This is a genomic window from Notoacmeibacter sp. MSK16QG-6 (genome assembly GCF_024158145.1).
GTDB lineage: Bacteria > Pseudomonadota > Alphaproteobacteria > Rhizobiales > Rhizobiaceae > Notoacmeibacter.
Map to the genome: position 1 here is coordinate 125,872 of NZ_JAMYXM010000003.1, position 23,215 is coordinate 149,086.

The window sequence follows — 23,215 nt, forward strand, 5'->3', positions numbered from 1 at the left end:
AGGGTCTGCGTTTGAAACGCAAGGTGTACATCGCCGCAACGTTGGTTCTGTGCGGCTGCCAGGCTCAAAGCTTCACTTATACCCGAATTGGTATGGGGCCTTCTCTGGAATACGCACAAGCTCAGTGTAAGATACTTGCGCCGATGACCAATCGTGGAGTTACTGCAGTTGGTACGCCGGGTTTTGTGATCGGTTCTCATCTTGGCAATGCGATAAATAATTCAGTCCGTGAAGACCAATTCATAGAACAGTGCATGATCCTTCAGGGATGGAAGAGAATAACCGTCAACTAGTACCCCGGCCGCTGCTCTTGCAGCCAGTCCAGATATTCGTTATCCATCGCGCGGATTAGCGCATGGAACCAGTTGGCCTCTTCCACGCCCATCCCCATCCCTTCGGCTTCATGCATCACCGATCGATAGGGGATCGGACCATGATCACCTTGCGAAACGGGCCGGTCGGAACTGAGCCGGAAGAAAGCCTCGAACACGAAATCGAGCCCCGGCAAGAGGGAGGGCTCGTTGATCAGCGCCGGAACCACCTCCCCACCCCACGCCAGTTCCATGAGGAAGGCCCTTCGCTCGCCCCATTCCAGGTGCCAGCGCAGGGCCGCTGTCAGTTTTTTGCGTCCGCCTCCTCAGTCGAAGCGAGACGTTCGCCCATTTGCGCGGCGGCGAGCTGGACGGCGGCGCGCAGGGCCTCATAGTCTGGATCGGTCAGCAGCGTTCGCGCCGTCTCTGCGCTGTATGGCAACGACTTTCCGTCTTCGCCATCGATTCCGTCCCAGTCGACCAAAATACCGTCGGCCAGCGCCTCACCTTCGATCCGGTCCTCATCAACAGGATCGATCATCGGGATCTGCTTTTCGCGCGGCAGGTCGCGCAGCAGGCGCGCCCGCACGCGGCGATAAGCAGGAGAGCGATAGCCGCGCACTTTGAGCCGCAAACCAGGCATGCCGGGCAGATTGTCGATCCACCCCCCTTCCTGGATCGCCCTGCTGTCGCGCTTCAAATCGGAAAGCTTCATGCGTCCTTGTCCTTCTTGGTTTCAGCGGCCTTGGCGTGGCCCTTGCCGATGATCAGCTCGGCGAATTCGTCCGAAACGGACACCGTTTCGCCGGCCTTGAAATGCGTGGCTCCGCCCTTGTCGGTCGGATAGCCGGTGAACCCTTCGCGGATAACGACCTTTTTCATCACGCCACCGCCCGTGTGATACCGACCGAAGCGGCCAGCGTGTCGTCATACACGGCGCGGAAGGGGATGCTCATCATCACGTCGTCATTCTTGCCGCCGAGCCGGCGTTCGCCGTTCAGGAAGATGATCTTCGGCAGCGAGAAGGCGTATTTCTTGTTCGCCTCCGAGCCGATTGTGAACGACAGCGCCCCGCCGCCATGATTCAGCACCTGCTGATGCAGCGCATTGCTCTGGAAATAGGCCTCGATCGTGCCTGTCACGTCGCAGTCCGACCAGCCGAACTGCTCCGAATAGAGCGAGCCGACCACAGGGCGCGTCCGCAGATTATTGGCGATCTGCAGGCTCAGCGAGCGCACCTTGATGGCCGCGTCCCCGGCGACCGTCAGATCGGCCACATGCGACGAGGCCGTCAGGATCGGCTCGGTCGACGGGTCCGTATAGGTCGCGCCGGTGATGATCGCGCTCGCCAGTTCCTCCTTCTGCGCCATCATGTCGAAGGAGCCGGTCACGCGCTCGCGGGCGGTGACCGAAAGGCTCATCTGGTTGATCATCGCGCCGGTAAACCGCGAGAACGTGTCGAGCGCGCCGTCGACCCGCAACGTCTCCTCGATGGTGAAGGAGGTGTCGGTGATGCCGTTCTTGACCACATCATTGGTCCAGGAGCCGAACAGCGCCGCGGCGATCAGATCGTCGAAACTGCCATAGGACAGTTCAAAATTATACGCCCCGGAGACGTCCTGGCCGGTCTGCGGCTCGTCGGAAATGTTCCGGTCGTAGCGGATTTCCTCCGACACGACGGTCGACTTGTTGGTGCGCAGGCCCGCCCCCGTCGCCCGGATCGGCAGGAAGGTCGGCGTGGCGGGCGTCGTTCCGAACGTGGCTTCGGCCACATAGCCGAACCGCGCCCCGGATGTCGGTGCGAAAGGCATGTCGTTCTCCTTGGCTGGATGCGCCGTTCAGGCGGTGAAGTCGAATTCGTAGGCGACGGCGACGGCGAGCTGGTAATAGACGCCGTTCTCATTGCTGTTGTCGGTGGCCGGTCCGTCGATGGCCCGGCAGACCACCCCGTCGAAGGCAGCCCCGGCGAACAGGTCGATCAGTTCGCTCGCCCATTGCCGCGCCGCGTCGAGGCCGCTGTTCTGCGCCACATGGATCACCATCCGGCACGCCCCTTCCTCGCGGAAGACGTTCTGCCCCGGCGTGCCGAAGGTCAGTTGCTCGCTCCGCGCCACCGGAAAATGGACATAGAGGAACGCCGCGCCGTCGCTGGGCGTCATGCTGTCGGCGTTTTCCGGAATGATCGCCCCGTGCGACCATCCGCCCGCAAGACGCGTCTCGAAGGCTTCCGCGGCGGCGACACGGGCCATCAGTAGGGAACCACCACGATTGCCGGCTGCCGCGCAGCCTTGTCTTTCTGCGAACCGCCGGCAAGCGTCCGATAGGAAAACCGGATGCGCGCGATATTGCCCGCGCGTTTCGAGGCCATCACCGCAACGCCCTGATAGACACCGTCCGCCGCCTGCGCCGACAGGCCGCGCTCGATCTTCCGCGCATACGGCACCGTATTGAGGAACACATATTCACGCGCTTCAGCCTCGGGCATCGCCGGGTCGGTTTCGATGCCATCGGCGAGAACGATATGGCTCCTGGCATAGCGTCCGGTCAGCACCGGGCTGTTTTTGACCAGCATGTCGCCGATCCATTCCAGGATGCCGGAGACCAGTTCGAATTCATAGACGATCACGCCGTCGGGCTTGACGCTCTCCTCCGGCGCGCCGCGTCGGTGATCCACTGTCTTCTCGTATCGTGGCGCAGATCCTGCCGATGCCGTGTTCCGCGCCAGCGCCTCGCCCAACTGCTCGCGGGCGAACGACGCCAGCATGCGGCTGCGCTCTTCATCGCTGCCGCGCGTCGGCAGCACCGTGTTGATGTCGAACGGTTCGATCTTCGCCGTGATCATCAGCCGCGCACCGTCAAATTCATCCGCACCAGCGTTCCGTCGAGACGCACCGGCACGGCGAACTCGATCCGCCGAAGCCGACCCGCCGCAGTGACCTGGTCGCCGCGCTCCGGCAGCGCGGCTTCGAACGCGCTACCCGCCAGCGAGGTCGGCGACAGGGCTATTTCGCTGTCGCCGGCGGCGATCCCGCCGATCAGTTCTTCGGCCGAATAGCCGCGCATGAACGCCTTGACGTCGTGCGTCACCGCCGGAGCGTTCGGCGCCACGCGTTTCAGCGTCACGGTTTCGCCATGGCGGGCGATCTGCCGGTCGAGCATCGCGATCGCACGGGCGGGCGTCATATCGAGAATATCCTGTAGGGCGACAGCATCCGGTCGATCAGCTTTCGCGTGCTTTCGGCCACCAGGTCCGGGCTCGACCAGGACGTCGAACCGACCCCTTCCACCGATTCGTTCCGCATCACGCCGTCGGCACTGCCGAGCCGGTGCATGTCGGCGACCATCATCTTGATCGCCTGGCGGATCGGCGCGGGCACATCGGCCGCATTGACACCATAGCCGGCGACGAATTCGACGGTCACGGCCCGGCGGCCATAGAGCCCGGATGGCAGCGTAAATGCTGTCGGAAAGACGACTGCCGATCCGCCCGCCAGATGCTCCAGATCATAATCGTCGGACGATACATTAGTCACCGTCGTTCCGTCGGCGGCCTTCCACTCGACCGAACTCACCGAAAGCGCCGGCAGCGCAAGGATTATCTCGCGCGAGAACCGGTCGAAATCCTGCGTCCATGTCTGCGACACGATCGCCCGTCCCAGAATGCCGCTCCAGCCGTCAATGGTCGCGGTCGCCGCCTCGATCATCGCCGTGATCACGGCGTCGTCGACATCGTCGCCGATGCCGCTATAGCCGCGAAGATCGGCGACGGACACCGGCGTTGTCGCCGGCGCCGTCTTCAGAACGGGCGGATAGCCGTGCATGGCTTACCTGTCGTCCTGCGTGGCTTCCTTGCGGGTCTTCATGCCGAGGTTTTCGGCCACCGCATCCTCGCCGCTCTTGTTCGGATCGTTGAAGTCGATCGCGTTCTGCTCGGCGCTCGTATCGGCGCGCGGGTCATTGTCGACCGCCGGATGGCTCGCATCGACGTCGGTCACGGTCTGCACAGGCGCGCCGGCGGGCGTGAATTCGGTCGCCGGCTTCGGCGAGGCCGGCGTCGTGGTCGTCTTTTTCGTCGTCTTTGCCATGGGATGTCTCCTTTGCTGGCACGGCTCATGAAACGGGCGGCCATGAGCCGCCCGTTGTGATCAGCCGTGGCTTTCGTTACGCGTCGATTTTCAGGGCGCGCATATATTCGACATTGTGGACGCCGCCGCCGACACGCTTGCGCGTGTAGAACTGCACGAACGGCTTGTTCGTGTAGGGATCGCGGAGGATCTGGATGCCGAGACGGTCGATGACCGTATAGGTCTGCGCCATATCGCCATAGAGGGCGGCGATATTGCCGGCGGCGACCACCGGCATGTCCGGCACCTCGACCACGCTCTCACCGCTCAGCAGCGAAGGCTGACCGGCCTGAAAGGACGGCTGCCAGAGGTAGTTGCCATCACCATCCTTCAGTTTCCGGGCCGCCTTGGCAAAATCGCGCGATGCGAAGAACTTCGCATTGCGGCGCCCGGTCGTCGGGATATCGTAGATGATATCGATGATCCCGTCGGCGCTGAGTGCGCCGGATGCGCCGGATGCCACCACCGGAATGGCGCCATAAGGGTGTTTGGCCGCATTGGCCGCACCGTTCACATAGGTCAGCACGCCAGTCGGCTTGTTGGTGCCGTCACCGGACAGGAAGGCGATATTCTCCTGCTTGGAGAACTCGTATTCCACCTCGTCGGCCAGCCACTGCTCGATATCGACCTCACTGTCCTCGAGAAGCACCTGCGACGCCACCGGCATGGCGTAGATTTCGCCGACGCCGAAGTCGAGCGGGGCCAGCTGCGGCGTGGTCGTCGCCGGACGCGCCGCCGTTTCTCCGACCCAGCCCGAGCCGGTCCCGCCGGTGGCGTAGAGCGATCGATATCCGGCGCCGGAAATGGTGACAGTTTTGGCATTTTGGCGAATGGGCGATTCCTCGCGCAACTGGTGCGTGATCGTCCGGTCCCATTCGACGGGCGCCAGATAACCACCATCAGCATCGGTGCCCCGCGTCATTGCGGCGCGAGGCCCTGTTTTATGCTGCGCCTCGACCTCGTCCTCGCCCTTGCCGGTACGGAAATATTTGGTGAACACTTCCGTGAAGGCCGGATCGTCGATCTGCTTGCCATCGCCGGCACCCATCTGGGCTGCTGCAAGGTCGATGGAAAGCTTGTCGACCGAAGACTGCAGATCGCTGATCGCGGCGTTGATGCGCTCTTCCTTTTCGGCGAGAACGACGTCGTCCGCCTTGGCATCGAGGCGCTTGTCGTGCGCTTCCTTGAATTCCTCGAACGCCGCGTTGAGTTGTGCGATGACGATCTTTGGATCGTCTTCAGCCTTGGCGCGGATCACGGTTCCGGTGATGGCCCGCGGCAACGGAAGACTCATCGCCATCGAGAGGGGTGCAGCCGCACTCATGGCATGGGCGACGGTGTCGGATGCTCCGACGATAAAGAGCGCCACGGCGAAAAGGCACAGCATGGCGCACAGAAGGCCCGATTTTCTCATCGGTCGATCTCCTTAGGTTCTGATGGTTTGCAGAAGGCCGGCACTCAGGGCCGACCAGTCGGTATCGCCAGCGCCAGGCGTGGCTTCAGGGGCAGCGCCGGGCGTGCCCTTGATTCGGTTGATGCGGGCGCGGGCTTCCGATCGGGAAAGTCCGGCGCGCACCAGGGAAAGTTCCGTCGAGCGGACATCGTTGTTCGCGAAAGCGCGGGCCTTGGCCTCTTCGTCCTCGACCATCCTGTCGGCGGATAGCAGTTCGTCGGCGAAACCGCGATCGACGGCGAGCGTCCCGCTCATATAGGTCTCGGCATCCATCCATTTGCCGATCTGCGCGACATCCTGTTCGGTACGCTGGGCGTAGAGGTCGGCCATGGCCTGATCGAACGGCTCCAGCCATTCGGCCACTTCCGCCATGTCGTGCCGGTTGCCGATCGCCAGAACCCAGCAATTATGGATCATGACGAAGGAGGCCGCGCCGATTTCGATTCGGTCGCCGGCCATCGCGATAACGGAAGCGGCCGATGCGGCCATACCCATGATCTTGACCGTCACTTCCTGCGAATGCTCGCGCAGGACGTTGTAGATCGCGATCCCCTCGAACATGTCGCCGCCGGGCGAATTGATCTGGACCTCGACCGGCCGATCGCCGATCGCGCGAAGCTGGCTGGCGACCTTCTTCGCCGTCACCCCGCCGCCGGTCCACCAGTCCTCGCCGATCACGTCGAACATGGTAATCACATTGTCGCCCTGGGAAAGCGCGCGAACGCCAGAGAGATCGGCACTCCAGCGGTTCATCACCTCTTCCTTGGTGAAGGCGAGCACCTCGCGATTGGCAGGCATCGGCAAGGCCGACGGCCGTGAACGCGCGAAAACCGGTCCGGTGATGGCCCGCGGCGGACGATGATGCATCATGACTGCTTTTCCTCTGTCATTTTGGCGGCGGTCGCCCGTTCCGGCAGGTCTTCTCGCGCCGGCATGTCGAGCCAGTCGCGAACCTCGTTCTGGTGCAGGAAGGGCTGATGCCCCCCGGCCCCGAGACCCTTGGCGAAGAAGTCCGCCTGATCCTTCATCGATCCGCGCAGAAGAGCGCCGGCATTGAACTTGGCTTCCAGTTCGTCTTGCTCCCGATCGGTGAACAGATCGCGGGCGATCGCCTGCTGCCATGCCTCGAACCACGGATCGAGCCCATACCGGACGAAGAACTGGCCGAGCACGTCAATGCCCGACCCCCAGCTCGTATCGTCGACGCCGAGAAGCGGACGCGGCACGCCGAACGGACGGGCGATTTCCTCGATCTGGTGCTGACGCGTTTCCAGATGCTGGTTGCCCTGGGCGTCGGAGCCGAACGGCTCGGCATCCATGCCCTCTTCCATGACGAGCCATTTTCCGGCAGCGCCGGCGCCAGCATAGGCTTCCATCGACGCCCGGAGCCGCTCCCGCGCTTCCGGCGACAGAGCGTTCGGATGCTTGAGCTTTCCGCCGGCAAGCATGCCTTCGGCAAAGATCCGGGCCGCCGCACGCTCAGCCTGCAGGGCGAGCCCGATCGCCTCGGCCGCCTGCCTGACCACCGAAATGCCGCGAATGCCGTCTTCGCTGATCCCGTAGCGCAGATGAAAGACCTCACGCGCTGAAAAGACCTTCTTTTCGCCCTTCGGCGGCTGCCAGACATATTCCAGCGACCAGTCGCTTTTCTGCCGAGGCGTGACTTCGCGGGTCGGCAGCGGCACCAGCGCGATGACGGACTTGCCGGGATTGCGGACGATCCGCGCATAGGCGTCCCCATGCTGCAGGGCCCGCTGCTGCAGGAGGCTGCGGAATTCAAATGCCGTCTGCCAGGGATTCGGCTGCCGGTGCAGCAGACGGAACAATGGATGGTCTTTCGCCTTCTCCTTCGTCTCCGCATCGATGAGATGCAGCGGCAGGCGCCCGATCGCGAAACTCGTCAGCGAAACGCACCGCATCACGGTCGTGTTCTTCAGCGCCTGATCGATGGTCACCGTCACACCCGACGCTGTGGCGGATTCGCCGCGCAACAGTTCCGCGAGATATGGGTCGGTCAGCGCATAGCCCGCATCCGCTGCCGGGCGTTCGCTTTTCGACCGCATGAAGGCTGGAACCAGTCTCACAGCACCGAAATCCCGCGTTCTTCATAGACCGAGGGCGCATTCCCTGACGCCACGGGATGCCGTGACATCAGATGGAAGGCGTTGAACCCGGCGATCAGCGGGTCGATCTTCGCCGAACCGGAAATCTGCTTGGTCACCAGCAAGGCGTTCCCCCGCAATTCGGTTTTGGCGTTGCCGACGCACCACGTCATGAGCGGCGATCCGTCATGCCATGCGCTGCCATCCATTAGTTTGCGCTCGAAACCCTTGATCGTGCCGGAAAGACGGAACCCCTGCGCCACTGAACTCATCAGTTTCGAGGGAACGCCGGCCTCTTCCGCCGCATCGATGATGCCCGAGACGCCGACCTGGTCGAGGCCGATGCCGTGCTCTTCCGGAAACAGCCCTGCCTCATAGATCTGCGCCAGGATCGCCGCGACCTCGTCGAAATCCTGATCGCCGCTTTCGCAGATGGTCAGGTCGCCATCATTGGCGAAACCCATCAGGGCGTCCGCGATATCCTTGCGGCGCTCGAACACCACCTTGTGCGCCCAGGCGTGAAACCAGAACAGCCAGTCCTTCGTGATTGCGTCCCGTCCGCAGAGGCAGAGCCCGAACAGATCGTCGAGGCCGCCGCCATCGCCGCCGGCGACGATCACCTCGCACCGCTCGATCAGGCTTTCGACGGTGATCGGTTCCGGATCGACCGCGCCGGGCCAGTACTGGACGCCGGCCCACCGGTCTTTCGAAAGGGCGATGCCGATCTGGATGTTCAGATGCTGGCTCGCCCAGATCGAAAGTTCCTCGATCCCCTTCTTGTCCGCTTCGGCGAATTCGGCGCGTAGCGTCGGCAACGTGATCGAACGGCCGAGATTGGGCAGCACCATCGGCCAGTTCTCCGGGTCGCGCCACGGCTTTTCCTTGTTGGCCTGCATCGAGACCGGCATCTCATAGAGGATCGGCAGAAGATCGCCCTTGACCTCGCCGTCGCGGATGGCTCGGGCATAATCCAGTTCGGTCCGGAAGACGCCTGCGGGCGGTTCGTCGCTCTGCGTCGTGATGTAGATGATGAACCCTTCGGGGTTGGCGATGATGCCGCCGCGGATCTGCGCCAGCACCTTGCTGGCATAGTGCAGTTTGCCCAGCTCATGCACCTCGTCGATCAGCACCCCGACGGGCTTGGAGCCGGTCATCACCTTCGTATCGAACGTCTTGATCTTCAGCCGGGCCTTGTTGGTCCGGTCGATGATCGTCTTGCGGTGCTCCTGGACGTGAAACCGCTTCTGCAGATAGCCCTCCGGGTCGGCCGCGATCATGCCTGCGGCCTGGGCGAAGGCGAGATCGGAAATTTCCTGCGTCGGGCCGACCAGCAGGAACTCCGCCAGCGGGCGCCGGTTGAGCAGCAGCGCCGTCAGCATGATCGCCGCGCCATTGGTCGTCTTCGCATTCTTCTTCGGCACCAGCCAGAAGAATTTGCGGATCAGCCTGCCCTTCACCGTTCCTTCGGCCGACAGCGTGACCGAACCGAAGATGATCCGGATCAGTTCGCGCGCCCACGGTCCCGCCGCATCGGCCATGGTCGGCTGGTCGGGCACGTCGGGCAACCGCAGCCGGTTGAACACCGCCGCGGCGCGCCGCGCTTCGCCATCGTTCAGCGGCAGATCGTCGCGAACCGGCAGTTTGCCGGCGCGGAGCCGGTCGAGCCAGTCCGGACATGACAGATCGACCGGCTGCAGCGCTGCATCCGCATCGATCGTGCCGACGTGAAGGCTCATCAGTTGGCGACGCCGTTCGGCGAGAGCGCTTCGGCCCAGGATTCCGGCGGAGCCCCGGCGTCGCGTTCCATCTGCTCCTTCTTGCCGAGTTTCTCTTCCTTGAGTTCGGTGACGCGGGGCTCGCTCGGCGGCACCAAAGCCAGCTGTTCGCGCAACTGCTTGATGGCGCCGACATTGCCGGCGCGGGCCTTGGCGAAGAGCAGCGTCAGAAGATCGCCCTCAATCATGTCACGCCCGGCCTCCAACTCTCGAAAAAAATTCTTGCGGAGCGTCGGCACCGAGCAGCCGATCCGGCGAGCAATGCGTTCCTGAGGCCAGCCATTCGCCGCGAGCAAGGCGACGAACTGTTGGTTTTCTTTGTCTTTTTTGTAGGACGGACGGCCCCAACGCTCGCGCACCTGGTTGATGGGCGCGCCGAAAAGGTCCGTCTCACCTTCGACAGACGGATCGACATCGGATTTTTCAGTCATGGCGAAAAAAAATCTCCGAATGTGAGGGGAAGCGGTACAGGGGGTACGAAAGGCGATGAACTTTTCACCCCCCCCTACCGCTGGCCGCGCGACCGTTCGCGCTTGGCTCGCGCCGTCTTCCGGCCGTGACACGGCGTGCATAGCAGGCGGATGTTGCGGCGATCGAGACGCGCGCCTCCGTCGCTAATCTCGTCGACGTGGTCGCCGATGATCCGTATGTTCTTGCTGCCTCGTGCCCCACAGTCTTCGCAACGATTGCCACGCTCTCGCTTGATCTCAGCGATCAGTCGGCGCCATTCGGGCGACAGATAGAACGGCTCGGCTACCTTGGGCGGCGCAGTTAGCCGCGCCGGCACCGCACCGATCCGCGCCGGTGGCTGGTGCAGTTTCGCCATGATGCCTCGCAATGTCGGAAGAGACGTCCGCCCAAACGAAAACGACCCGCAGGACCGGTAAGGTCGACCGCGAGGCGTTGGGCCTGATCATCTGTCCCGTGTCTATGTCAAGCCAACTCGCCATGTCAAGCGGATTTTTGCAACGAAGTGCCTCCACGGCCATCCCTGTCCCGCTGAGACCCTATTGAAATCCCACGCACGGTCGCTCTCGAAGCCCCGTTCCATGGCTGTTTCGGCTCTACGGGCCGGACCGGGTTGTGGTCATTCATCAGCGCGCCGAGATGATTGACCATACCGGCCAGCGCTTCGCCCCATGCATCGTGCTCCATGCGTGACGAGACCAGCCATTCCAGATCGACCGACAGTTCGGACGCCCGCCACGCGCCGGCGCGCGGCCGCATGGTCCGGTAGTCATAGCCCTCCACCTCCACGGTCTGCCCGGCTCCATCCACCACGTGCCGCCGCCAGACCGGGCCGCGCCCGCCCGGTCTTGTCTTCCATGCCCGCACCGGCGTGGCCTTTTCGTCCACCGTTCCATCGAAGTCCATCCATACGCCGCGCCAGTCGGGCGCACGGCCCAGCATGGCCTGGCGGACGATCAGGGTCGCAAGGCCGATCCCCTCGATGCCGTGCAGCGCCTGTGCATGGCCGAACGCCGCTGCACGGCTGCGCTCATCCCCGGTCAGCCCGTCGAGATCGGCCAGCCAGTCGCAGGCGTCGATCGCCGGCAGATAGGCTTCGCCGTCCCGCAGCGCCCGCACCGCATCGGCAAAGATCACCGCGTCGCCATGCGGCTCGCCGGGATCGGCGGAAAAGTCCGGCACACAGCCGAACGAATTGGAGAGGTCGACCAGCGTGCCAAGTTCGGCCAGCGTTTCCATGGCCCGCCCGCCAAAGGCGTCGCTGCTTCCGCCCACCATCGCTTTCGGCAGTTCCTCGCGGAACGCCCAGGCCGCCAGCCTGTCGATCGGCATCCTCTTTCTGGTCATCGTATTCTCCTTGCGACCCAAATTCAGGCTCTTGCGTCCCAAATTCTCTCTCTATCGACCCATCAGCTTTCGCTGATAAATTCATCAAACCATTGAAAAGAAACAACACTCCAAAAACACAAGGGACGCTAGGGACGCTAGGGAAGCAAAGCCGCGCCTACATATAGAACGCCAACAAGACTTCATTCCCTATCATTCGCGCGCGTGCGCATGTGAAACCTGACAGCTTTGCGTCCCTAGCGTCCCTAGCGTCCTAACCTGCTGTTCCCGCACCCTTTTTCCGTGGGTCGGAAACAGCTTTTGCTACATGCCCTGCGTCCCCAGACCCCCATTTCGCTGCCGCGCTACGCTTACTTGCAGGGGCCCTTGCGGCCCATCATGGCGCTTTGACGCCGAAAGGGGTGCGGGGTGCTCATGCGTCGCGCACGGTCAGGTCGAAACCCGGCCATCCAAAGTCGATTAGGTTGTCGCATCCCTCGCAGCGGCGGTAGCGCTCGTCCTCTCTGATCCGCACATTGTCGAAGGGATCGAACTCGAAATCCGTGTTTTCGAAGGCCATTTCCTCGTCGCAGACCGGGCAGAACACCACCATGGCGTCGATCCGCGCACGCTCGGCCAGGATCATCTCCGGTTCCTCTTCATCGTCTTCCGCAATCATGACAGCCGACTCATGGCGTCGGCCCGGATGCGCAGGCCTCGATAGATCGTCGTCCCGCTCTTGCCCTTCGGGAACGGAGTGAAGCGCATGACGCGGCCAAACAGGCTGCCCGTCATCAGCGGCTCGCGTTTGGCGGAAGCCCAGCGGCAATAAGCCTTGTAGAGTTCGCCACCCGTCACCTGCCCGGACGGTTCGCGCTCGCAGCACTCGTCGATGAAGTCGAGCACGCGCGGCAGCATCGGGTGTTCGGTCGTGGCGACGGGGCCATCGTCCATGCCTTCCGTCAGCGGAAGGCCGAGATCGCGCCACATCGCCTGCGCGGCTTTGCGGCCATGGGTGAGGCGGCATTGCTTGACCAGCGCCAGGCGATCATGGATCGACTCCCAGTCCTCGCCTTCGAGGCCAGGCGCATAGGCCCCGGTCCGCCGGATGGACGGCAGCACCTCGTTGAACAGCCAGACCTTGAAACGTTCGGCGGCGGGTTTATCGCTCGCCATGACGGCGCGCCACACACCGGCTTCGCGGAGCCAGACCATCTCCTGCGGGCCACCAAGGGTGTCCGTCGAGCGGACCCCCTTTTCGTCGGGCGGAATGCGCGAAAACAGATTTCGATGATTCTCGATTTCTAGACACCGGGCCACATCGCGCCCGTTGAACCATTCCACGCCGTTCTCATCGACGGTGACGCGCACCGCCTGCTCTTCGAAATCGAAAATGCGTATCGCTTGGCTGCTCATGCCGCGTTCCTTTCTTCGCTCCAGGAATCATAGACCGCCGCCCGTGCCAGCTGCGCGCAGGCGATCAATCGTTCGTTCAGCCCGCATGCGGGCAGATGAAGGGTCACCGTACCGTCGCTTTCGGCGATGATCGCCGCGCGGTCGTTGAGTTCGATCAGCACGCGGCGCATCAGCGCCACCTCCAGCGGATCGGCTTTCGGCAGCACCGGCACCGGCGCGGAGGGGATATAAGGGGATAGGGTCATGGTCGCGCTTCCTTCGGGTTGAACCCGGCGACCAGCTTCCAATCTGGTGGCCGGGCGACAGCGGGTTGGAAGACCGCGAAGCGCGCGACGCGGCAGGCCTTTCGGCCTCCCACAGCACCCGACCATAGGAAACGCGCTGGCCGTGAGACCTCGCGCGTTGGGGCGCACGCTAAACGGACGGGCTTCCAATCCCGGCTGCGGATTTGGCCGCAGCAGGCAAAGCATGGGGCGCTTCGCCCGTTCCGTCAAGCAGGCGCGCATCATCCCTCCCCTTTCGGCGTCAGGAATTCGCTTTTCACCGTGATGCCGCGATAGACCGTCGAGCCGCTCTTGCCCTTGGCGAACTGCTTCATCTGTCCGTCCAAGGCGGGCCAGCTGCGGCGCGTATATTCCGGAAAGCGCCGCGAGAAGGTGTTCTGCTTGAACTCCAGCAACCCCTCGCGGCTGGCGAAATTGGAATAGCCGATGAAGAGATCGTCCGGCCGGGCGATATCCTCTTCCCTGCCGGTCACCACGCACCCGCCGCGAATGAAGGCGCCGATCGGGTCGCTCTCCTCGCGATATTCTTGCGTCGCCGCCAGCACGCTTTCGGGCGGACGGAGGCCATATTCGAGCCAGGCCAGCGCGCCCTCGATCATCCATTGCAGAATGCCCTCGGCCTCGGCGCGCAATTTGGCCGGCAATTCGCGGTCGATCTCCTCTTTCGGGATCTGCACGTCGAACGGCACCAGATGCACGCGCCGCCAGATGCCGTCGGAGGTGTCGTCGATGCGCGGCTTGTGGTTGCCGGACAACACGATCTTGAAATGCGGCTCAACTTCGATGAAGTCCTGATGCAGCCGGCGCACCGGAATTTTTTCGCCCCCGGTCAGACTCTTGATCAGCGCATCCTTCAGCTTGACGCCCATTTCCGGCTCGGACGCCGCCACGAGGCGAGCGCCCGGCAGCCGGGCCAGATCCGGCGTCGCCTCCGCGCCGCCGCGGCGGGTGTCGCCGGCGAAACTGTCGATCGACAGCGTCACGGCATAGTCGCCGAGAATATCGACGATCAGGTCCATCAGCGTCGATTTGCCGTTGCGGCCGATACCGTAGAGGAAGAGCAGGCACTGCTCGTCCGTCCGCCCCGTCAAACAATAGCCGAAGAAGCGCTGCAGGAAGCGGCGAATGTCGACATCGGGCAGAATCGTCTTGAGAAAACCGTCAAAGACTGGGGCTCTGGCCTCCCATCTGTCCTTTTGCCCTGAAAAGGGGTGCGGGGCGAGCTTGCTGATATAGTCGCCGGGCCGGTGCGGATCGATCCGCGTCGACCAGGCGAGGCCGCGCCCGCCCGGAAAATCGTCGAACACTTCGATAAAGCGCATCGTGCCATTGGTGAGATTCAGCGCCAGGCGCTCGCAATTGAGATCGTTGACCATCCGCGCGCAGTGCGGTGCGGCCTCGGTCAGCATGGCGTTCAATTTGGATGTGCCTGCGCTGCTCTTGGCATGACGAAAACGCGAGGTCTGCCGGTCCTCAATCTTGCCCGCCAGCGCCATGGCGCGTTTCGCCGTCGGCTCCAGCTTGGCGAATTGTTCGCTTTCCTCCGCCGTCCAGTCAGTTGCGCCCTTGCCCGCCTTTTTCTTGCGAGCCGCGCGATGGGCCCCCAGTTCCTTGATCGCCCGTTCCGCCGCTGCGCCTTCGTCGAGAATCGCACGCTCGTCCTCATTGGCTTCCAGCGCATAGGCCTCTTCGAGAATCGCCTCTGCGGCCTGTTGCGCGAGTGGGCGGACCACCGAACCATCCTCGTCTTCCTTCCATCGTCGGCCGTCATAGCCGTGCCAGCCGACACGGGCGACATGCAGAATGCGCCCGCCATGTCGGGTGAGGAGGCGGCGGGCATTGCCGATATCGGTCATCGGCTCCTTGATGCATTCGTCCGTCAGTTCCTCGGCGGAGAGTGTCGGTTCGTCCTCGCCGGTCGGGCCTGCGGCAGGCCTAGCCGAAGTCGCAGGCGTCAGACCGGCCTCGGCCTGCTTTTGCGCGATCAGCTGGCGGATATGGGCGAGCGCGTCCTGGTTCATGGGCGCGCCTCATTGCGTTGCGCGCGGCGCAGTTCGGCAAGCTCGACCGTCAGCGCACCCGCCTCTGCGCGGGAGACGGCCAGTTCGGCCTTCTGAAAGGCGATCAGCGCCTCCATCTCTGCGGCCTGGGCTTCGGGATTGTCCGGTTCGCGGCAAAGCCGTCGGCGGGCGCGGTCCAGCCGCTCGGCGGCGGCGTCGCGGCGGTCGGTCAGGGCTCTCATGACGCACCCCCGGCCGGGTCCGGCCATTCCAGCTTCCAGCCCTCATAGCGGTGGGTCGAGATGCGGTATCCGAAAGGGTTCAGCGCCTTTCGCAGATGCGCGATGAGAATGTAGATATTCTGATCGTCCGGCCATTCCTCCGAATCGGCGCCATAGACGCCGATCATCGCCGCATTGTGGGTGATGCGTCGGCCTGTCGCGAGCATGCGGAAAAGCGCCAATTGCCGGCGCGGCAGATGACAGGGTGGCTCAGGTCCGTCCGGCGGTGCCAGCAGACCACGCAATTGCCGGTTCTCCTCCTCGAGGAGGTCGATCCGTTCGCGCATCTCGGCGAGGGCGTCGGTCATCGGCCGTTCCTCCGCATCTCGGCCAGCATGGCCCGCAGCGTGCAGGGCGGCAGGCCCGCGAAACGGGCAATGGCCAGCACCTCGAAACCGTGCTCCAGAAGGCAGCGCACCATGGCGCGTTCGATTTGCGTCATCGGCCCGCCCTTCTTTCGATCCGCTCGGCATCGCGCACCGCATCGAAGGGCGCGCGGCCCATGCGTTCATATTTTGAATCGCGATGAAATTCGTTCAGCCAGGCGCGCTTGCCCGGCAGTAGCGCTGCCGTGTCATCCTTCCTTCTTTTCGCCGCTTCATAGGCCCGCGCTGCCTGTTTGAGCGCGCAGCGGCGATCCGCCTCATCGCAATCGGGCAAAGAGCAGGAAAGGCAGGGATGGTCTGCCGCCCTCATTCCGCCGCCTCCATGGCCGGTTGCGCGGCCAGGTAGCCGCAATTGGCCGCGACCAGCGCCGCCGCCAGCGGCGGGCAGACCGAATTGCCGCAGCAGCGCCCCTGCACCGTCGCGGTGATGGCGGTGCCGTCCGGGCGGCGGTCGATGATGTAGTCGTCAGGAAAACCCTGCGCACGGAACCGCTCGCGCGGCGTCAGCATCCGCATGCCGATATCGGCGATGGCGTAGGTCGCCATGCTTCCGTCGTTTTGGGCGATCTCCACGGTGACGAGGCCGTGTCGGGGCAGCGTGGTGAGCGTGTGGACCGGCTCGTCCATCGCCTGGTTCGGAAAGCCCTCGCCGTAATATTTGGTCAAGAATCCGGCGACCAGCGCCGCATGGGTGCCTTGAGCTGACAAGGTTTGCAATGGAGCATTGGCAGGAGCGTCACGCCTGTCGCTGCCACGAATGTTCTGAATATGCGCCGCCACCACGGCCTGCTGCGATCCGGTCGCCGTGACCGTCGCCATCGGTTCGCCGGCAGGGCGTCCCGGGTGGACGCCGCCGGCGCGGCGGCCATCATTGTTGTGCTGGGCAAGAAAAGCGGCGACGAGGCCGAATTTTGGGGCGCCGGCCATGACCGTATCGAGCGGTTCGTCCGCGCCGTGGCCGACGCCGTTCTGCGTGAAACGGGACAGATGCGCCGCTACTATCCCAATCGGGGCGGCTCCGCCCGGTTTCTTGATATAGCTGTTGGCCGTGACGGTCGGTGCGGGTTCGTCGATCCCGGAGCCGGTTGAGCCTGTCTGGAACTTCGTAAGGTGAGGAACGAAGATAGCGTTCTGATCTTTCGGACTGGCCGTCACCGTATGCAGCGGCGCGTCGGGCGCGCGGTTGCCGCCGCCCAGTTGGCCATAGGTGACGACGAACGGCTTCTTCGCCTCAAGCACATAGCGGACGATACCGCGCGCGATCCGCTTCATCGTGGCGGCGGCCAGCGGTCTTATGGCGCGGACGCCGTATTTCTCCTTGATTTCTTCGGATGTGTCGAAGATGGATGGACAGGGCAGCGACCAGTCGATGATCTCCGCCGCCGTTCGCCATGGCTTCTTCCTGCCAGAAACCACATCCGGATCGTCGGGCGGTCCATGCGTCGGTTCCGGCCAGACGATTGGCTGGCCGTCGAAGCGGATGATGACGAACAGCCGCTTGCGAATGGTCGGCGCGCCGTAGTCGCAGGCTCGTAATTCACGAAGCTCGATCCGTCCGCCCAGGCGCCGCATTGTCCTGCGCCATTTTTCAAAGGTCCGGCCCCGCCGGTCCGGGCACGGCATCAGGCCACGCGGGGTTTCGCGTAGCGGCCCCCAATCCTTGAATTCTTCGACATTCTCCAGGATGACGACATCGACCTTGCCGCCGCTCTTCTGGATGCGCTCGATCCAGCCAGGAATGATCCAGGCGAGATCGCGCACATTGCGCTCGACGGGCTTGCCGCCCTTGGCCTTGGAGAAGTGCTTGCAATCCGGCGAGAACCACGCCAGGCCGACATGCCTGCCGGCAAGGTGGTCGATCGGGTCGACATGCCAGATGTTCTTCGACAGGTGCAGCGTGGACGGATGGTTCACCATGTGCATGGCCAGCGCATCGGCATCGTGATTGATGGCGATGTCCGGCGAGCGGCCCAGCGCCATTTCGATGCCGGTCGAGGCCCCGCCACCGCCGGCAAAACTGTCTATGATGAGCGGAGCGCCAGCCATCAGAACGGAATCTCGTCATCCATGTCGGCATGGCCGCCGCCGGATGAGGACGCGGCAGAAGAAGAGCGTTGCGCTGACGGGCTGCCGCCCTTTTGCGCGCCGTAACTATTCCCCGCCGAAGTCGACGATCCGCTGGCCTGGTCGCCGCCATCGCGCCGGTCGAGCAGCACCAGCACCCCGTTGAAGGCTTTCAGAACCACTTCGGTGGCGTAGCGATCGCCGCCGTCATCCGCCTGCCATTTGCGGGTCTGCAGCTGGCCTTCCAGATAGACCTTGCTGCCCTTCTTCAGGTAGGTCTCGGCCACCTTGCAGAGGTTCTCGTTGAAGATGACGATGCGGTGCCATTCGGTCTTTTCGCGCCGCTCGCCGCTGCGCTTGTCGGTCCAGCGCTCCGAGGTGGCGACGGAGAGATTGACCACCGGCGCGCCATTGTTCATCTGCCTGACCTCCGGGTCCTGCCCCAGATGGCCGACCAGAATGACCTTGTTTACAGACCCTGCCATCAGACGGTCTCCTTTTCTTCTGTTGCAGGCGCCACCGCTCCGCCGATCACATCGCACCAGTCGAAGCCGCAGCCGGGAAAACCGCCCTGCCCGTCCGGCATTTGCGGCCAGAGCGTGCAGGCGCTCTGCGCGCCGAGCAGACGCCAGCGGGTTTCGCCGCGCATCATCGCCGAAAGGGTCATCGCCGCTTCGCTATCGCCATCGCCCGCCTGCACCACATCGGTCACACCCGCCGGCAGCGGCATCGCCTCATGCAAAAAGTCCGGATGCGGCACCGGCCCGGCGATCCTTTGGGGCCGCCCCTTCGGTGTTTTCAGCGTCGGATGGGAAAAACCGCTTTTCGGGTCGGCCTTGCCTGTCAGGTTCCCGAGTGTTGCGGCGGCGGCATACAAGGTCCGGGCGAAAAGGGCGGTCCCCGCCTCCGCCAGCGCCAGGGCCAGCGTGTTCTCGATCCCCTCGCCCGTCACCAGCCGATCGCAGCCCGCGCGCGGCGCGATGGTCCCGTCCGGGCCGGACACGAACCCCAGCAGCGGGATCAGAGCGCCCTTGTGACTGCCCATCATCTTCTTGGTCGGCAATGTTTCGTGAGGCTTATCAGGGTTCGGAATGGACGGGCGGCCTTTCTGGCCAGTCTCGTCCATCCAGGTGATGTGCGCGCCGATTGTCGCACCGCCGGCGTCGATCACCGGCAGCGCCATCGCCGCCCATGCGCCCAGCTTTTCCGCGACCTTCCGATTCTTCCGCGTGTGGAAATAGGGTTCGTCCGGGATCGTCCCGGCGAAGGGCGGCAGGACATCCATCGCGATAAGATCGTCCGGCGCGCAGCCGAGCCGCAGCGCCAAATACTGCAAGAAGCCGAACCCGTCGAAGACCTTGCGGCGGGCCTCCAGCCTTTCGCGGGCGCGGTTGCGGCTCGCCTCGCGATAGCGGTTGCTGTCCGCCTCGCGCTTTTTGGCATCCCGCTGCGCTTTCTGCTGCGCTGCGGCCCTCTTTTTCTGCCGCGCAGCGCGGTCCTCTTCGCTCTCTTCGGCCCCGTCCGGCACGGCTTCGCCCAGCGCCGCGCCGCAAGCGGCCAGAAAATCCTCACGCCGATCCAGATTTTGCGGCAGTCCCTCAATGTGGGCGGCGAGCGAAATGCCGTCGCGGCCGCCATAACCCACCTTCCGGCAGTTCCATGCATTCTTGGCGGTATTGATCGAAAAAGCGTCCTCGCCGCCGCAGAAGAGGCACGGGCCGACCAGTTCGGACCCGCCAGCGCGGCGCAGTCCACCCCGCGCGCCCATCCGCTCCGCCGCCTGCTCGACGGACACATCCTGCGCTGCCTCGATGAAGGCCTTGATCTCCGCCTCGATGGTCTCGCGGTCGCTCATGACGCCACCTCGTCGAAGATGGATATCTGGTCGGTTGCAACGGCAGCGGCCTGTTTTCTGGTGAAGGGCCGCGCGGCCTTCCAGTCCGCCTCGACACGCCGGCGCGCCAGGGCGGCATAGTCGGGATTGAGTTCGACCAGCGAGGCTAACCGCCCGAAACGCAGAGCGACCAATGCAGTGGTTCCGGCCCCACCGAATGGATCGAGGACCAGACCGCCTTTCGGGCAACCGGCGAGGATGCAGCGCTCGGCCAGATCCGGCGGAAAGGTCGCGAAATGCGCTTCGGAGAAGGGCATCGTCGCAATCGGCCACACGGTGAGCGGTGCCGGTTCGTAGTTGCGCAGCAGACGCCCGTTTGCCTGCTGCTGCTGCTTAGTCATCGCATCCCAACGGTCGTTAAAGCCGGCATGACGGCGTGAATGGCCGTGTTGCTTGTCGACCTTGCCCACGGCTTTCATCCGGCCGTTCGTCTTTCGTCCTCCATTTGCGCGCGACGAACCGGCCTGCCGCCCGATATCCTGAGATAGTCGCGCGACACTTGCAGGTTGCAGGCTTTGCCGAACCGCCTCGGCGTCGTAATAGGCGCCGATCCGCATCCAGCGCGGGCCGTTGCGTGTTTCATCAGTTACGAGTGGGCATCTCTCCGACAGGTCGGGCGCGAAAGAGATTTCGCCGGTGTCCCGCGCGCGCCAGACATCTCCGTCGCCGCTTTTGGTCAGCATGAAGATTTTTTCGTGCGCGCCCGATGGCCGGGACGTACCGGAACTGTCCGGCATCGGGTTCGACTTGCCCCAGACAATCTCCGCGCGGACCCACCAGCCGGCCTCTTGCAGAGCGATGGCGAGCCGGTTCGGCACCATACACAGGTCTTTCGGCTTCAAGCCTCCGCCAGCGACCACGCGGCCGCCATGCGCGGCGGCAACGGAGCCTTTGTTGTTCGATGTGCCGACCCGCGATGTCTTTTCATAATTTGGATGATATATCGCTCCGACCGTCGAGAACGGCTTGTCGCGAAAGGTCCGATCATCGGTCCCCGCTGATTTTGTCTCAGCAGCGCTCCGCCCATTCGGTGCCGTCGCGTAGCAGTCGCCATAGTTGATCCAGAGCGTGCCGGTCGGCTTAAGGACACGACGGACTGCGGCGAAGACGCGCACCATGACGTCGAGATGTTCGCCGAGCGTTGGCTCCAGGCCGATCTGTCCTTCGACGCCATAATCGCGAAGGCCCCAATAGGGTGGCGATGTGACCACGCAATCGACGCTGTCCGGTTCCATTGCATCCAGCGCGTCGAACACATCGGCGATGTGCATCGTCACCCGGCCGTCGAGAAAGGTCTCCACGCTCATACCCCACCCCGCATTCCCGCGTGGCGGTTCGGGGCACTGGTCTCGTAGTCGACATAGCCTTCGATGCAGAGGGCAGCGACATCGTCCTCGTCGAGACGCGCGGCGGGTCGCAGCCTGACCTGTTCGGCCAGCGCGGCGCTCCGATGGACCCGCCGCCGCCAGTGCCGGAAATCGAGAAGTTCGCTTGTCATGCGCCCGCCCCTTCCTTCTCGAAGAAGGCAAAATGCTCCGGCGTGGTCGGTGTCGGGACGGGTTTCCTGTAAACCAAGGCGGCCAGTTGATGCGCTTCGACATCGGACAGCCGACCGCCAGCCTCGCGGCGTAGCAGCAGCGCCTCGCGCGTCAGGCTCCAATGAACGCGCTTGAGGCGTGACACGCGCCGGCAGACCGCCACATCGCCGAAGACGTCGCCAGCAAAATCCGGCAGAGAAAAGAAGACCGTCTCACCCGCCGCCTTTTTCTTCGCCAGCCAAGTTTTTGCCTCGGCGCGAGCCTCTTCATCGGCTATGGCCGCCATCGCCTTCTGGCGCGGCTCGACCGGCATCGGCACATGGACCAGAGCCGAACTCAGCGCCTGCGCCGGCCCTTTCGTGGCGTTGCCGTTTCCATGCGCATCGGCAGAAACCGTGTCCGGCCCTGCCAGACGAGCGCCAGGCGATGGCGCAGCCCGTGCCGGCGGCGGCGATAGAGGCTCCGCAGAATTCGCAGGCCCGGACGGCTTGACGGCTCCTCCGGGCGATACCGGTGAACCCGCAGCGCCATGGCCGGATCGACCGCTTCCCAGGCTGTCCTTGCGCTCGTCAGCGCCGGAAATGCGCGGTGCATTCTCTTCTCCTTCGGTCAGCAGAAACTCGCCCATCAGCCGTTCGGCGCAGGCTTCGTCCGTTTCGCCTTCGCTCATCCGCGCCAGTACCGCCTCATAGACGGCGTAGGGCACGACCAGTTGCAGAAGCTTGTGCCTGGGCCGGCGCGCCGCGTTCATTCGCCACCCCCGCCTTCGATCACGATGAAGCGCGCATCGGGCGTTTCCGCCCCGGCGCGGGACCAGCTGGCGAGAAAGCGGTCGATATCGGCTTCCGGCAGCCCGGTGATGGTGGCGATATCCGCCGTGCAGAAGCGCATGGTTTCCCAAAGGGCGACGATGCCGCAGCTCACCACGATCTCGTCGCGCGCCTTGCGCTCCTCTGCGCTCAACATGGCGTCGCCTTTCCCGGCTCCGCACCGGACACCTTGGCCTGCAGCGCGTTGAGCTGGGTGCGGAGCCCGTCGAACAGCGGCAGCAGCGTTCGCTGCTCGGCGGCGGAAATGCGCCCATCGGCCAGCGCGCCGCACAGATCGGCCTCGAGGCGGTTGCCCGCCATCATCATGGCGACGACATCGGCCAGCACCGGCCCTTCGCTGGCGAGCGCCGCCCCGGCGCGCGGTTTGAGGTCGTACCCCTGCGCCGAGGCCAGGGCGCGTGCGAGAAAGGGCTGACCCGCCGCGGCGTCCAGATCGAGCGCCACGTCGAGCGGCGGAAAATTGTCGACTTCCTGGCTTGCGGCATAGCGCGACAGGGCCGCCCGGCCGACGCGGGTCGCCCCGCTTTCCTCGACCGCCGCGCCGCCGCCGCAGGCCTCCACGGCAGAGCGGGTGGCCAGCTTCAGCGCATTGCGCTGGCGGGTGGACGAGGCGCGGCTCATGGCGCCACCTTTTCGGTTGCCGGAAGCGGTAAATCGCAACTCTTTGAATTTACGTGATTGTCCGGATCGATCGAGGCATGGTCGGAAGCAGAGGGAGACACAACATGATCAACGCAGTGACCGACCAGTGCCGAGATGACATCGCTATCGACACCCTTCTCACGGCAAAGGGCGACAATGCTCTCAATGGTTTCGGGAGAAGCGGATTGTCGACGATCTTCGATCCGGCCGATCGTGGAACGGTGGACACCTACCGCGCGCGCCAGTTCTGCCCGGCTCATCTTCAAAAGTTCCAAGCGGACGGTTTCAAGCTCCATGCGTCACGGCTCCCTGTTGTTGCGC

Annotated in this window: 34 protein-coding genes; 1 reads left to right on the forward strand and 33 read right to left on the reverse strand. The window is 64.0% G+C overall.

The genetic code is table 11. The features are described 5' to 3' along the window. The first annotated feature begins 11 nt into the window (after nucleotides 1–11). Complete coding sequence (locus NIM86_RS11565; RefSeq protein ID WP_253382268.1) at nucleotides 12–293, forward strand: hypothetical protein; 282 nt, start codon at nucleotides 12–14, stop codon at nucleotides 291–293. Here NIM86_RS11565 and NIM86_RS11570 read toward each other — a convergent pair. The 33 genes from NIM86_RS11570 to NIM86_RS11730 all read right to left on the reverse strand — a co-directional run bounded on the left by NIM86_RS11570 (nucleotide 290) and on the right by NIM86_RS11730 (nucleotide 23,190). Further along, nucleotides 290–565, reverse strand: a complete 276-nt coding sequence (locus tag NIM86_RS11570; protein ID WP_253382270.1) for a hypothetical protein — start codon at nucleotides 563–565, stop codon at nucleotides 290–292. The two genes, NIM86_RS11565 and NIM86_RS11570, sit on opposite strands and share 4 nt — an antisense overlap. 50 nt (nucleotides 566–615) lie before the next feature. Further along, the gene (locus NIM86_RS11575) at nucleotides 616–1,026 is read right to left on the reverse strand and encodes a hypothetical protein (RefSeq protein WP_253382272.1); all 411 of its coding nucleotides are present in this window, start codon (nucleotides 1,024–1,026) and stop codon (nucleotides 616–618) included. Further along, entirely contained in the window at nucleotides 1,023–1,193 is a 171-nt protein-coding gene (locus NIM86_RS11580; protein WP_253382273.1) for a hypothetical protein, read from the reverse strand. The genes NIM86_RS11575 and NIM86_RS11580 overlap by 4 nt, the downstream gene beginning before the upstream one ends. Then, on the reverse strand, nucleotides 1,193–2,122 hold the full coding sequence (locus tag NIM86_RS11585) for a phage tail tube protein (RefSeq protein WP_253382275.1): 930 nt from the start codon (nucleotides 2,120–2,122) through the stop codon (nucleotides 1,193–1,195). Before NIM86_RS11585 ends, NIM86_RS11580 begins: the two co-directional genes overlap by 1 nt. 27 nt (nucleotides 2,123–2,149) lie before the next feature. After that, nucleotides 2,150–2,560, reverse strand: coding sequence for a phage tail terminator-like protein (locus NIM86_RS11590; protein WP_253382277.1), 411 nt, complete (start codon nucleotides 2,558–2,560; stop codon nucleotides 2,150–2,152). Next, nucleotides 2,560–3,153: a hypothetical protein gene (locus NIM86_RS11595; RefSeq protein ID WP_253382279.1), complete on the reverse strand. Its 594-nt coding sequence runs from the start codon at nucleotides 3,151–3,153 to the stop codon at nucleotides 2,560–2,562. The genes NIM86_RS11590 and NIM86_RS11595 overlap by 1 nt, the downstream gene beginning before the upstream one ends. Continuing rightward, entirely contained in the window at nucleotides 3,153–3,494 is a 342-nt protein-coding gene (locus NIM86_RS11600; RefSeq protein WP_253382281.1) for a hypothetical protein, read from the reverse strand. Before NIM86_RS11600 ends, NIM86_RS11595 begins: the two co-directional genes overlap by 1 nt. Next, the gene (locus tag NIM86_RS11605; RefSeq protein ID WP_253382282.1) at nucleotides 3,491–4,132 is read right to left on the reverse strand and encodes a hypothetical protein; all 642 of its coding nucleotides are present in this window, start codon (nucleotides 4,130–4,132) and stop codon (nucleotides 3,491–3,493) included. Before NIM86_RS11605 ends, NIM86_RS11600 begins: the two co-directional genes overlap by 4 nt. Nucleotides 4,133–4,135: 3 nt before the next feature. Beyond that, nucleotides 4,136–4,396 carry a hypothetical protein gene (locus NIM86_RS11610; protein WP_253382284.1) on the reverse strand — a complete coding sequence of 87 codons (261 nt, stop codon included), beginning with the start codon at nucleotides 4,394–4,396 and terminating at the stop codon, nucleotides 4,136–4,138. A 76-nt stretch (nucleotides 4,397–4,472) separates the two neighbouring features. Further along, on the reverse strand, nucleotides 4,473–5,849 hold the full coding sequence (locus tag NIM86_RS11615; protein ID WP_253382286.1) for a phage major capsid protein: 1,377 nt from the start codon (nucleotides 5,847–5,849) through the stop codon (nucleotides 4,473–4,475). A gap of 12 nt (nucleotides 5,850–5,861) precedes the next feature. After that, on the reverse strand, nucleotides 5,862–6,758 hold the full coding sequence (locus tag NIM86_RS11620) for a head maturation protease, ClpP-related (RefSeq protein ID WP_253382288.1): 897 nt from the start codon (nucleotides 6,756–6,758) through the stop codon (nucleotides 5,862–5,864). Beyond that, a complete protein-coding gene (locus NIM86_RS11625; RefSeq protein WP_253382290.1) occupies nucleotides 6,755–7,972 on the reverse strand; it encodes a phage portal protein in 1,218 nt (405 codons plus the stop codon). The genes NIM86_RS11620 and NIM86_RS11625 overlap by 4 nt, the downstream gene beginning before the upstream one ends. Continuing rightward, a complete protein-coding gene (locus NIM86_RS11630) occupies nucleotides 7,969–9,726 on the reverse strand; it encodes a terminase large subunit (RefSeq protein WP_253382292.1) in 1,758 nt (585 codons plus the stop codon). The genes NIM86_RS11625 and NIM86_RS11630 overlap by 4 nt, the downstream gene beginning before the upstream one ends. Continuing rightward, nucleotides 9,726–10,196, reverse strand: a complete 471-nt coding sequence (locus NIM86_RS11635) for a helix-turn-helix domain-containing protein (protein ID WP_253382293.1) — start codon at nucleotides 10,194–10,196, stop codon at nucleotides 9,726–9,728. Before NIM86_RS11635 ends, NIM86_RS11630 begins: the two co-directional genes overlap by 1 nt. 74 nt (nucleotides 10,197–10,270) lie before the next feature. After that, nucleotides 10,271–10,591, reverse strand: a complete 321-nt coding sequence (locus NIM86_RS11640) for an HNH endonuclease signature motif containing protein (protein WP_253382295.1) — start codon at nucleotides 10,589–10,591, stop codon at nucleotides 10,271–10,273. Between the two features lie 125 nt (nucleotides 10,592–10,716). Then, nucleotides 10,717–11,580, reverse strand: coding sequence for a hypothetical protein (locus NIM86_RS11645; RefSeq protein WP_253382297.1), 864 nt, complete (start codon nucleotides 11,578–11,580; stop codon nucleotides 10,717–10,719). Between the two features lie 412 nt (nucleotides 11,581–11,992). Beyond that, nucleotides 11,993–12,238: a hypothetical protein gene (locus NIM86_RS11650; protein ID WP_253382299.1), complete on the reverse strand. Its 246-nt coding sequence runs from the start codon at nucleotides 12,236–12,238 to the stop codon at nucleotides 11,993–11,995. Further along, a complete protein-coding gene (locus tag NIM86_RS11655) occupies nucleotides 12,235–12,975 on the reverse strand; it encodes a BRO family protein (protein WP_253382301.1) in 741 nt (246 codons plus the stop codon). Before NIM86_RS11655 ends, NIM86_RS11650 begins: the two co-directional genes overlap by 4 nt. Continuing rightward, nucleotides 12,972–13,220 carry a hypothetical protein gene (locus NIM86_RS11660; RefSeq protein ID WP_253382302.1) on the reverse strand — a complete coding sequence of 83 codons (249 nt, stop codon included), beginning with the start codon at nucleotides 13,218–13,220 and terminating at the stop codon, nucleotides 12,972–12,974. Before NIM86_RS11660 ends, NIM86_RS11655 begins: the two co-directional genes overlap by 4 nt. A 260-nt stretch (nucleotides 13,221–13,480) precedes the next feature. Continuing rightward, nucleotides 13,481–15,280 (reverse strand): phage/plasmid primase, P4 family, encoded by a 1,800-nt coding sequence (locus NIM86_RS11665; RefSeq protein WP_253382304.1) that lies wholly within the window; start codon nucleotides 15,278–15,280, stop codon nucleotides 13,481–13,483. After that, nucleotides 15,277–15,501, reverse strand: a complete 225-nt coding sequence (locus NIM86_RS11670) for a hypothetical protein (RefSeq protein WP_253382306.1) — start codon at nucleotides 15,499–15,501, stop codon at nucleotides 15,277–15,279. The genes NIM86_RS11665 and NIM86_RS11670 overlap by 4 nt, the downstream gene beginning before the upstream one ends. Beyond that, entirely contained in the window at nucleotides 15,498–15,848 is a 351-nt protein-coding gene (locus NIM86_RS11675) for a hypothetical protein (RefSeq protein WP_253382308.1), read from the reverse strand. The genes NIM86_RS11670 and NIM86_RS11675 overlap by 4 nt, the downstream gene beginning before the upstream one ends. Next, the gene (locus tag NIM86_RS11680) at nucleotides 15,845–15,982 is read right to left on the reverse strand and encodes a hypothetical protein (RefSeq protein ID WP_253382310.1); all 138 of its coding nucleotides are present in this window, start codon (nucleotides 15,980–15,982) and stop codon (nucleotides 15,845–15,847) included. The genes NIM86_RS11675 and NIM86_RS11680 overlap by 4 nt, the downstream gene beginning before the upstream one ends. Further along, nucleotides 15,979–16,236, reverse strand: a complete 258-nt coding sequence (locus tag NIM86_RS11685; RefSeq protein WP_253382312.1) for a hypothetical protein — start codon at nucleotides 16,234–16,236, stop codon at nucleotides 15,979–15,981. The genes NIM86_RS11680 and NIM86_RS11685 overlap by 4 nt, the downstream gene beginning before the upstream one ends. Beyond that, nucleotides 16,233–17,972: a DNA cytosine methyltransferase gene (locus NIM86_RS11690; protein WP_253382314.1), complete on the reverse strand. Its 1,740-nt coding sequence runs from the start codon at nucleotides 17,970–17,972 to the stop codon at nucleotides 16,233–16,235. The genes NIM86_RS11685 and NIM86_RS11690 overlap by 4 nt, the downstream gene beginning before the upstream one ends. Then, nucleotides 17,972–18,475 carry a single-stranded DNA-binding protein gene (gene ssb, locus NIM86_RS11695; protein WP_253382316.1) on the reverse strand — a complete coding sequence of 168 codons (504 nt, stop codon included), beginning with the start codon at nucleotides 18,473–18,475 and terminating at the stop codon, nucleotides 17,972–17,974. Before ssb ends, NIM86_RS11690 begins: the two co-directional genes overlap by 1 nt. Then, nucleotides 18,475–19,845, reverse strand: coding sequence for a hypothetical protein (locus tag NIM86_RS11700; RefSeq protein ID WP_253382318.1), 1,371 nt, complete (start codon nucleotides 19,843–19,845; stop codon nucleotides 18,475–18,477). The genes ssb and NIM86_RS11700 overlap by 1 nt, the downstream gene beginning before the upstream one ends. Continuing rightward, the gene (locus NIM86_RS11705) at nucleotides 19,842–21,191 is read right to left on the reverse strand and encodes a site-specific DNA-methyltransferase (RefSeq protein ID WP_253382320.1); all 1,350 of its coding nucleotides are present in this window, start codon (nucleotides 21,189–21,191) and stop codon (nucleotides 19,842–19,844) included. The genes NIM86_RS11700 and NIM86_RS11705 overlap by 4 nt, the downstream gene beginning before the upstream one ends. Next, nucleotides 21,188–21,382, reverse strand: a complete 195-nt coding sequence (locus NIM86_RS11710; protein WP_253382322.1) for a hypothetical protein — start codon at nucleotides 21,380–21,382, stop codon at nucleotides 21,188–21,190. The genes NIM86_RS11705 and NIM86_RS11710 overlap by 4 nt, the downstream gene beginning before the upstream one ends. Next, nucleotides 21,379–22,173 (reverse strand): hypothetical protein, encoded by a 795-nt coding sequence (locus NIM86_RS11715; protein ID WP_253382324.1) that lies wholly within the window; start codon nucleotides 22,171–22,173, stop codon nucleotides 21,379–21,381. The genes NIM86_RS11710 and NIM86_RS11715 overlap by 4 nt, the downstream gene beginning before the upstream one ends. Further along, the gene (locus tag NIM86_RS11720) at nucleotides 22,170–22,388 is read right to left on the reverse strand and encodes a hypothetical protein (protein WP_253382326.1); all 219 of its coding nucleotides are present in this window, start codon (nucleotides 22,386–22,388) and stop codon (nucleotides 22,170–22,172) included. The genes NIM86_RS11715 and NIM86_RS11720 overlap by 4 nt, the downstream gene beginning before the upstream one ends. Beyond that, a complete protein-coding gene (locus NIM86_RS11725) occupies nucleotides 22,382–22,873 on the reverse strand; it encodes a hypothetical protein (protein WP_253382328.1) in 492 nt (163 codons plus the stop codon). The genes NIM86_RS11720 and NIM86_RS11725 overlap by 7 nt, the downstream gene beginning before the upstream one ends. Next, complete coding sequence (locus NIM86_RS11730) at nucleotides 22,870–23,190, reverse strand: helix-turn-helix transcriptional regulator (protein WP_253382330.1); 321 nt, start codon at nucleotides 23,188–23,190, stop codon at nucleotides 22,870–22,872. Before NIM86_RS11730 ends, NIM86_RS11725 begins: the two co-directional genes overlap by 4 nt. Nucleotides 23,191–23,215 lie beyond the last annotated feature (25 nt).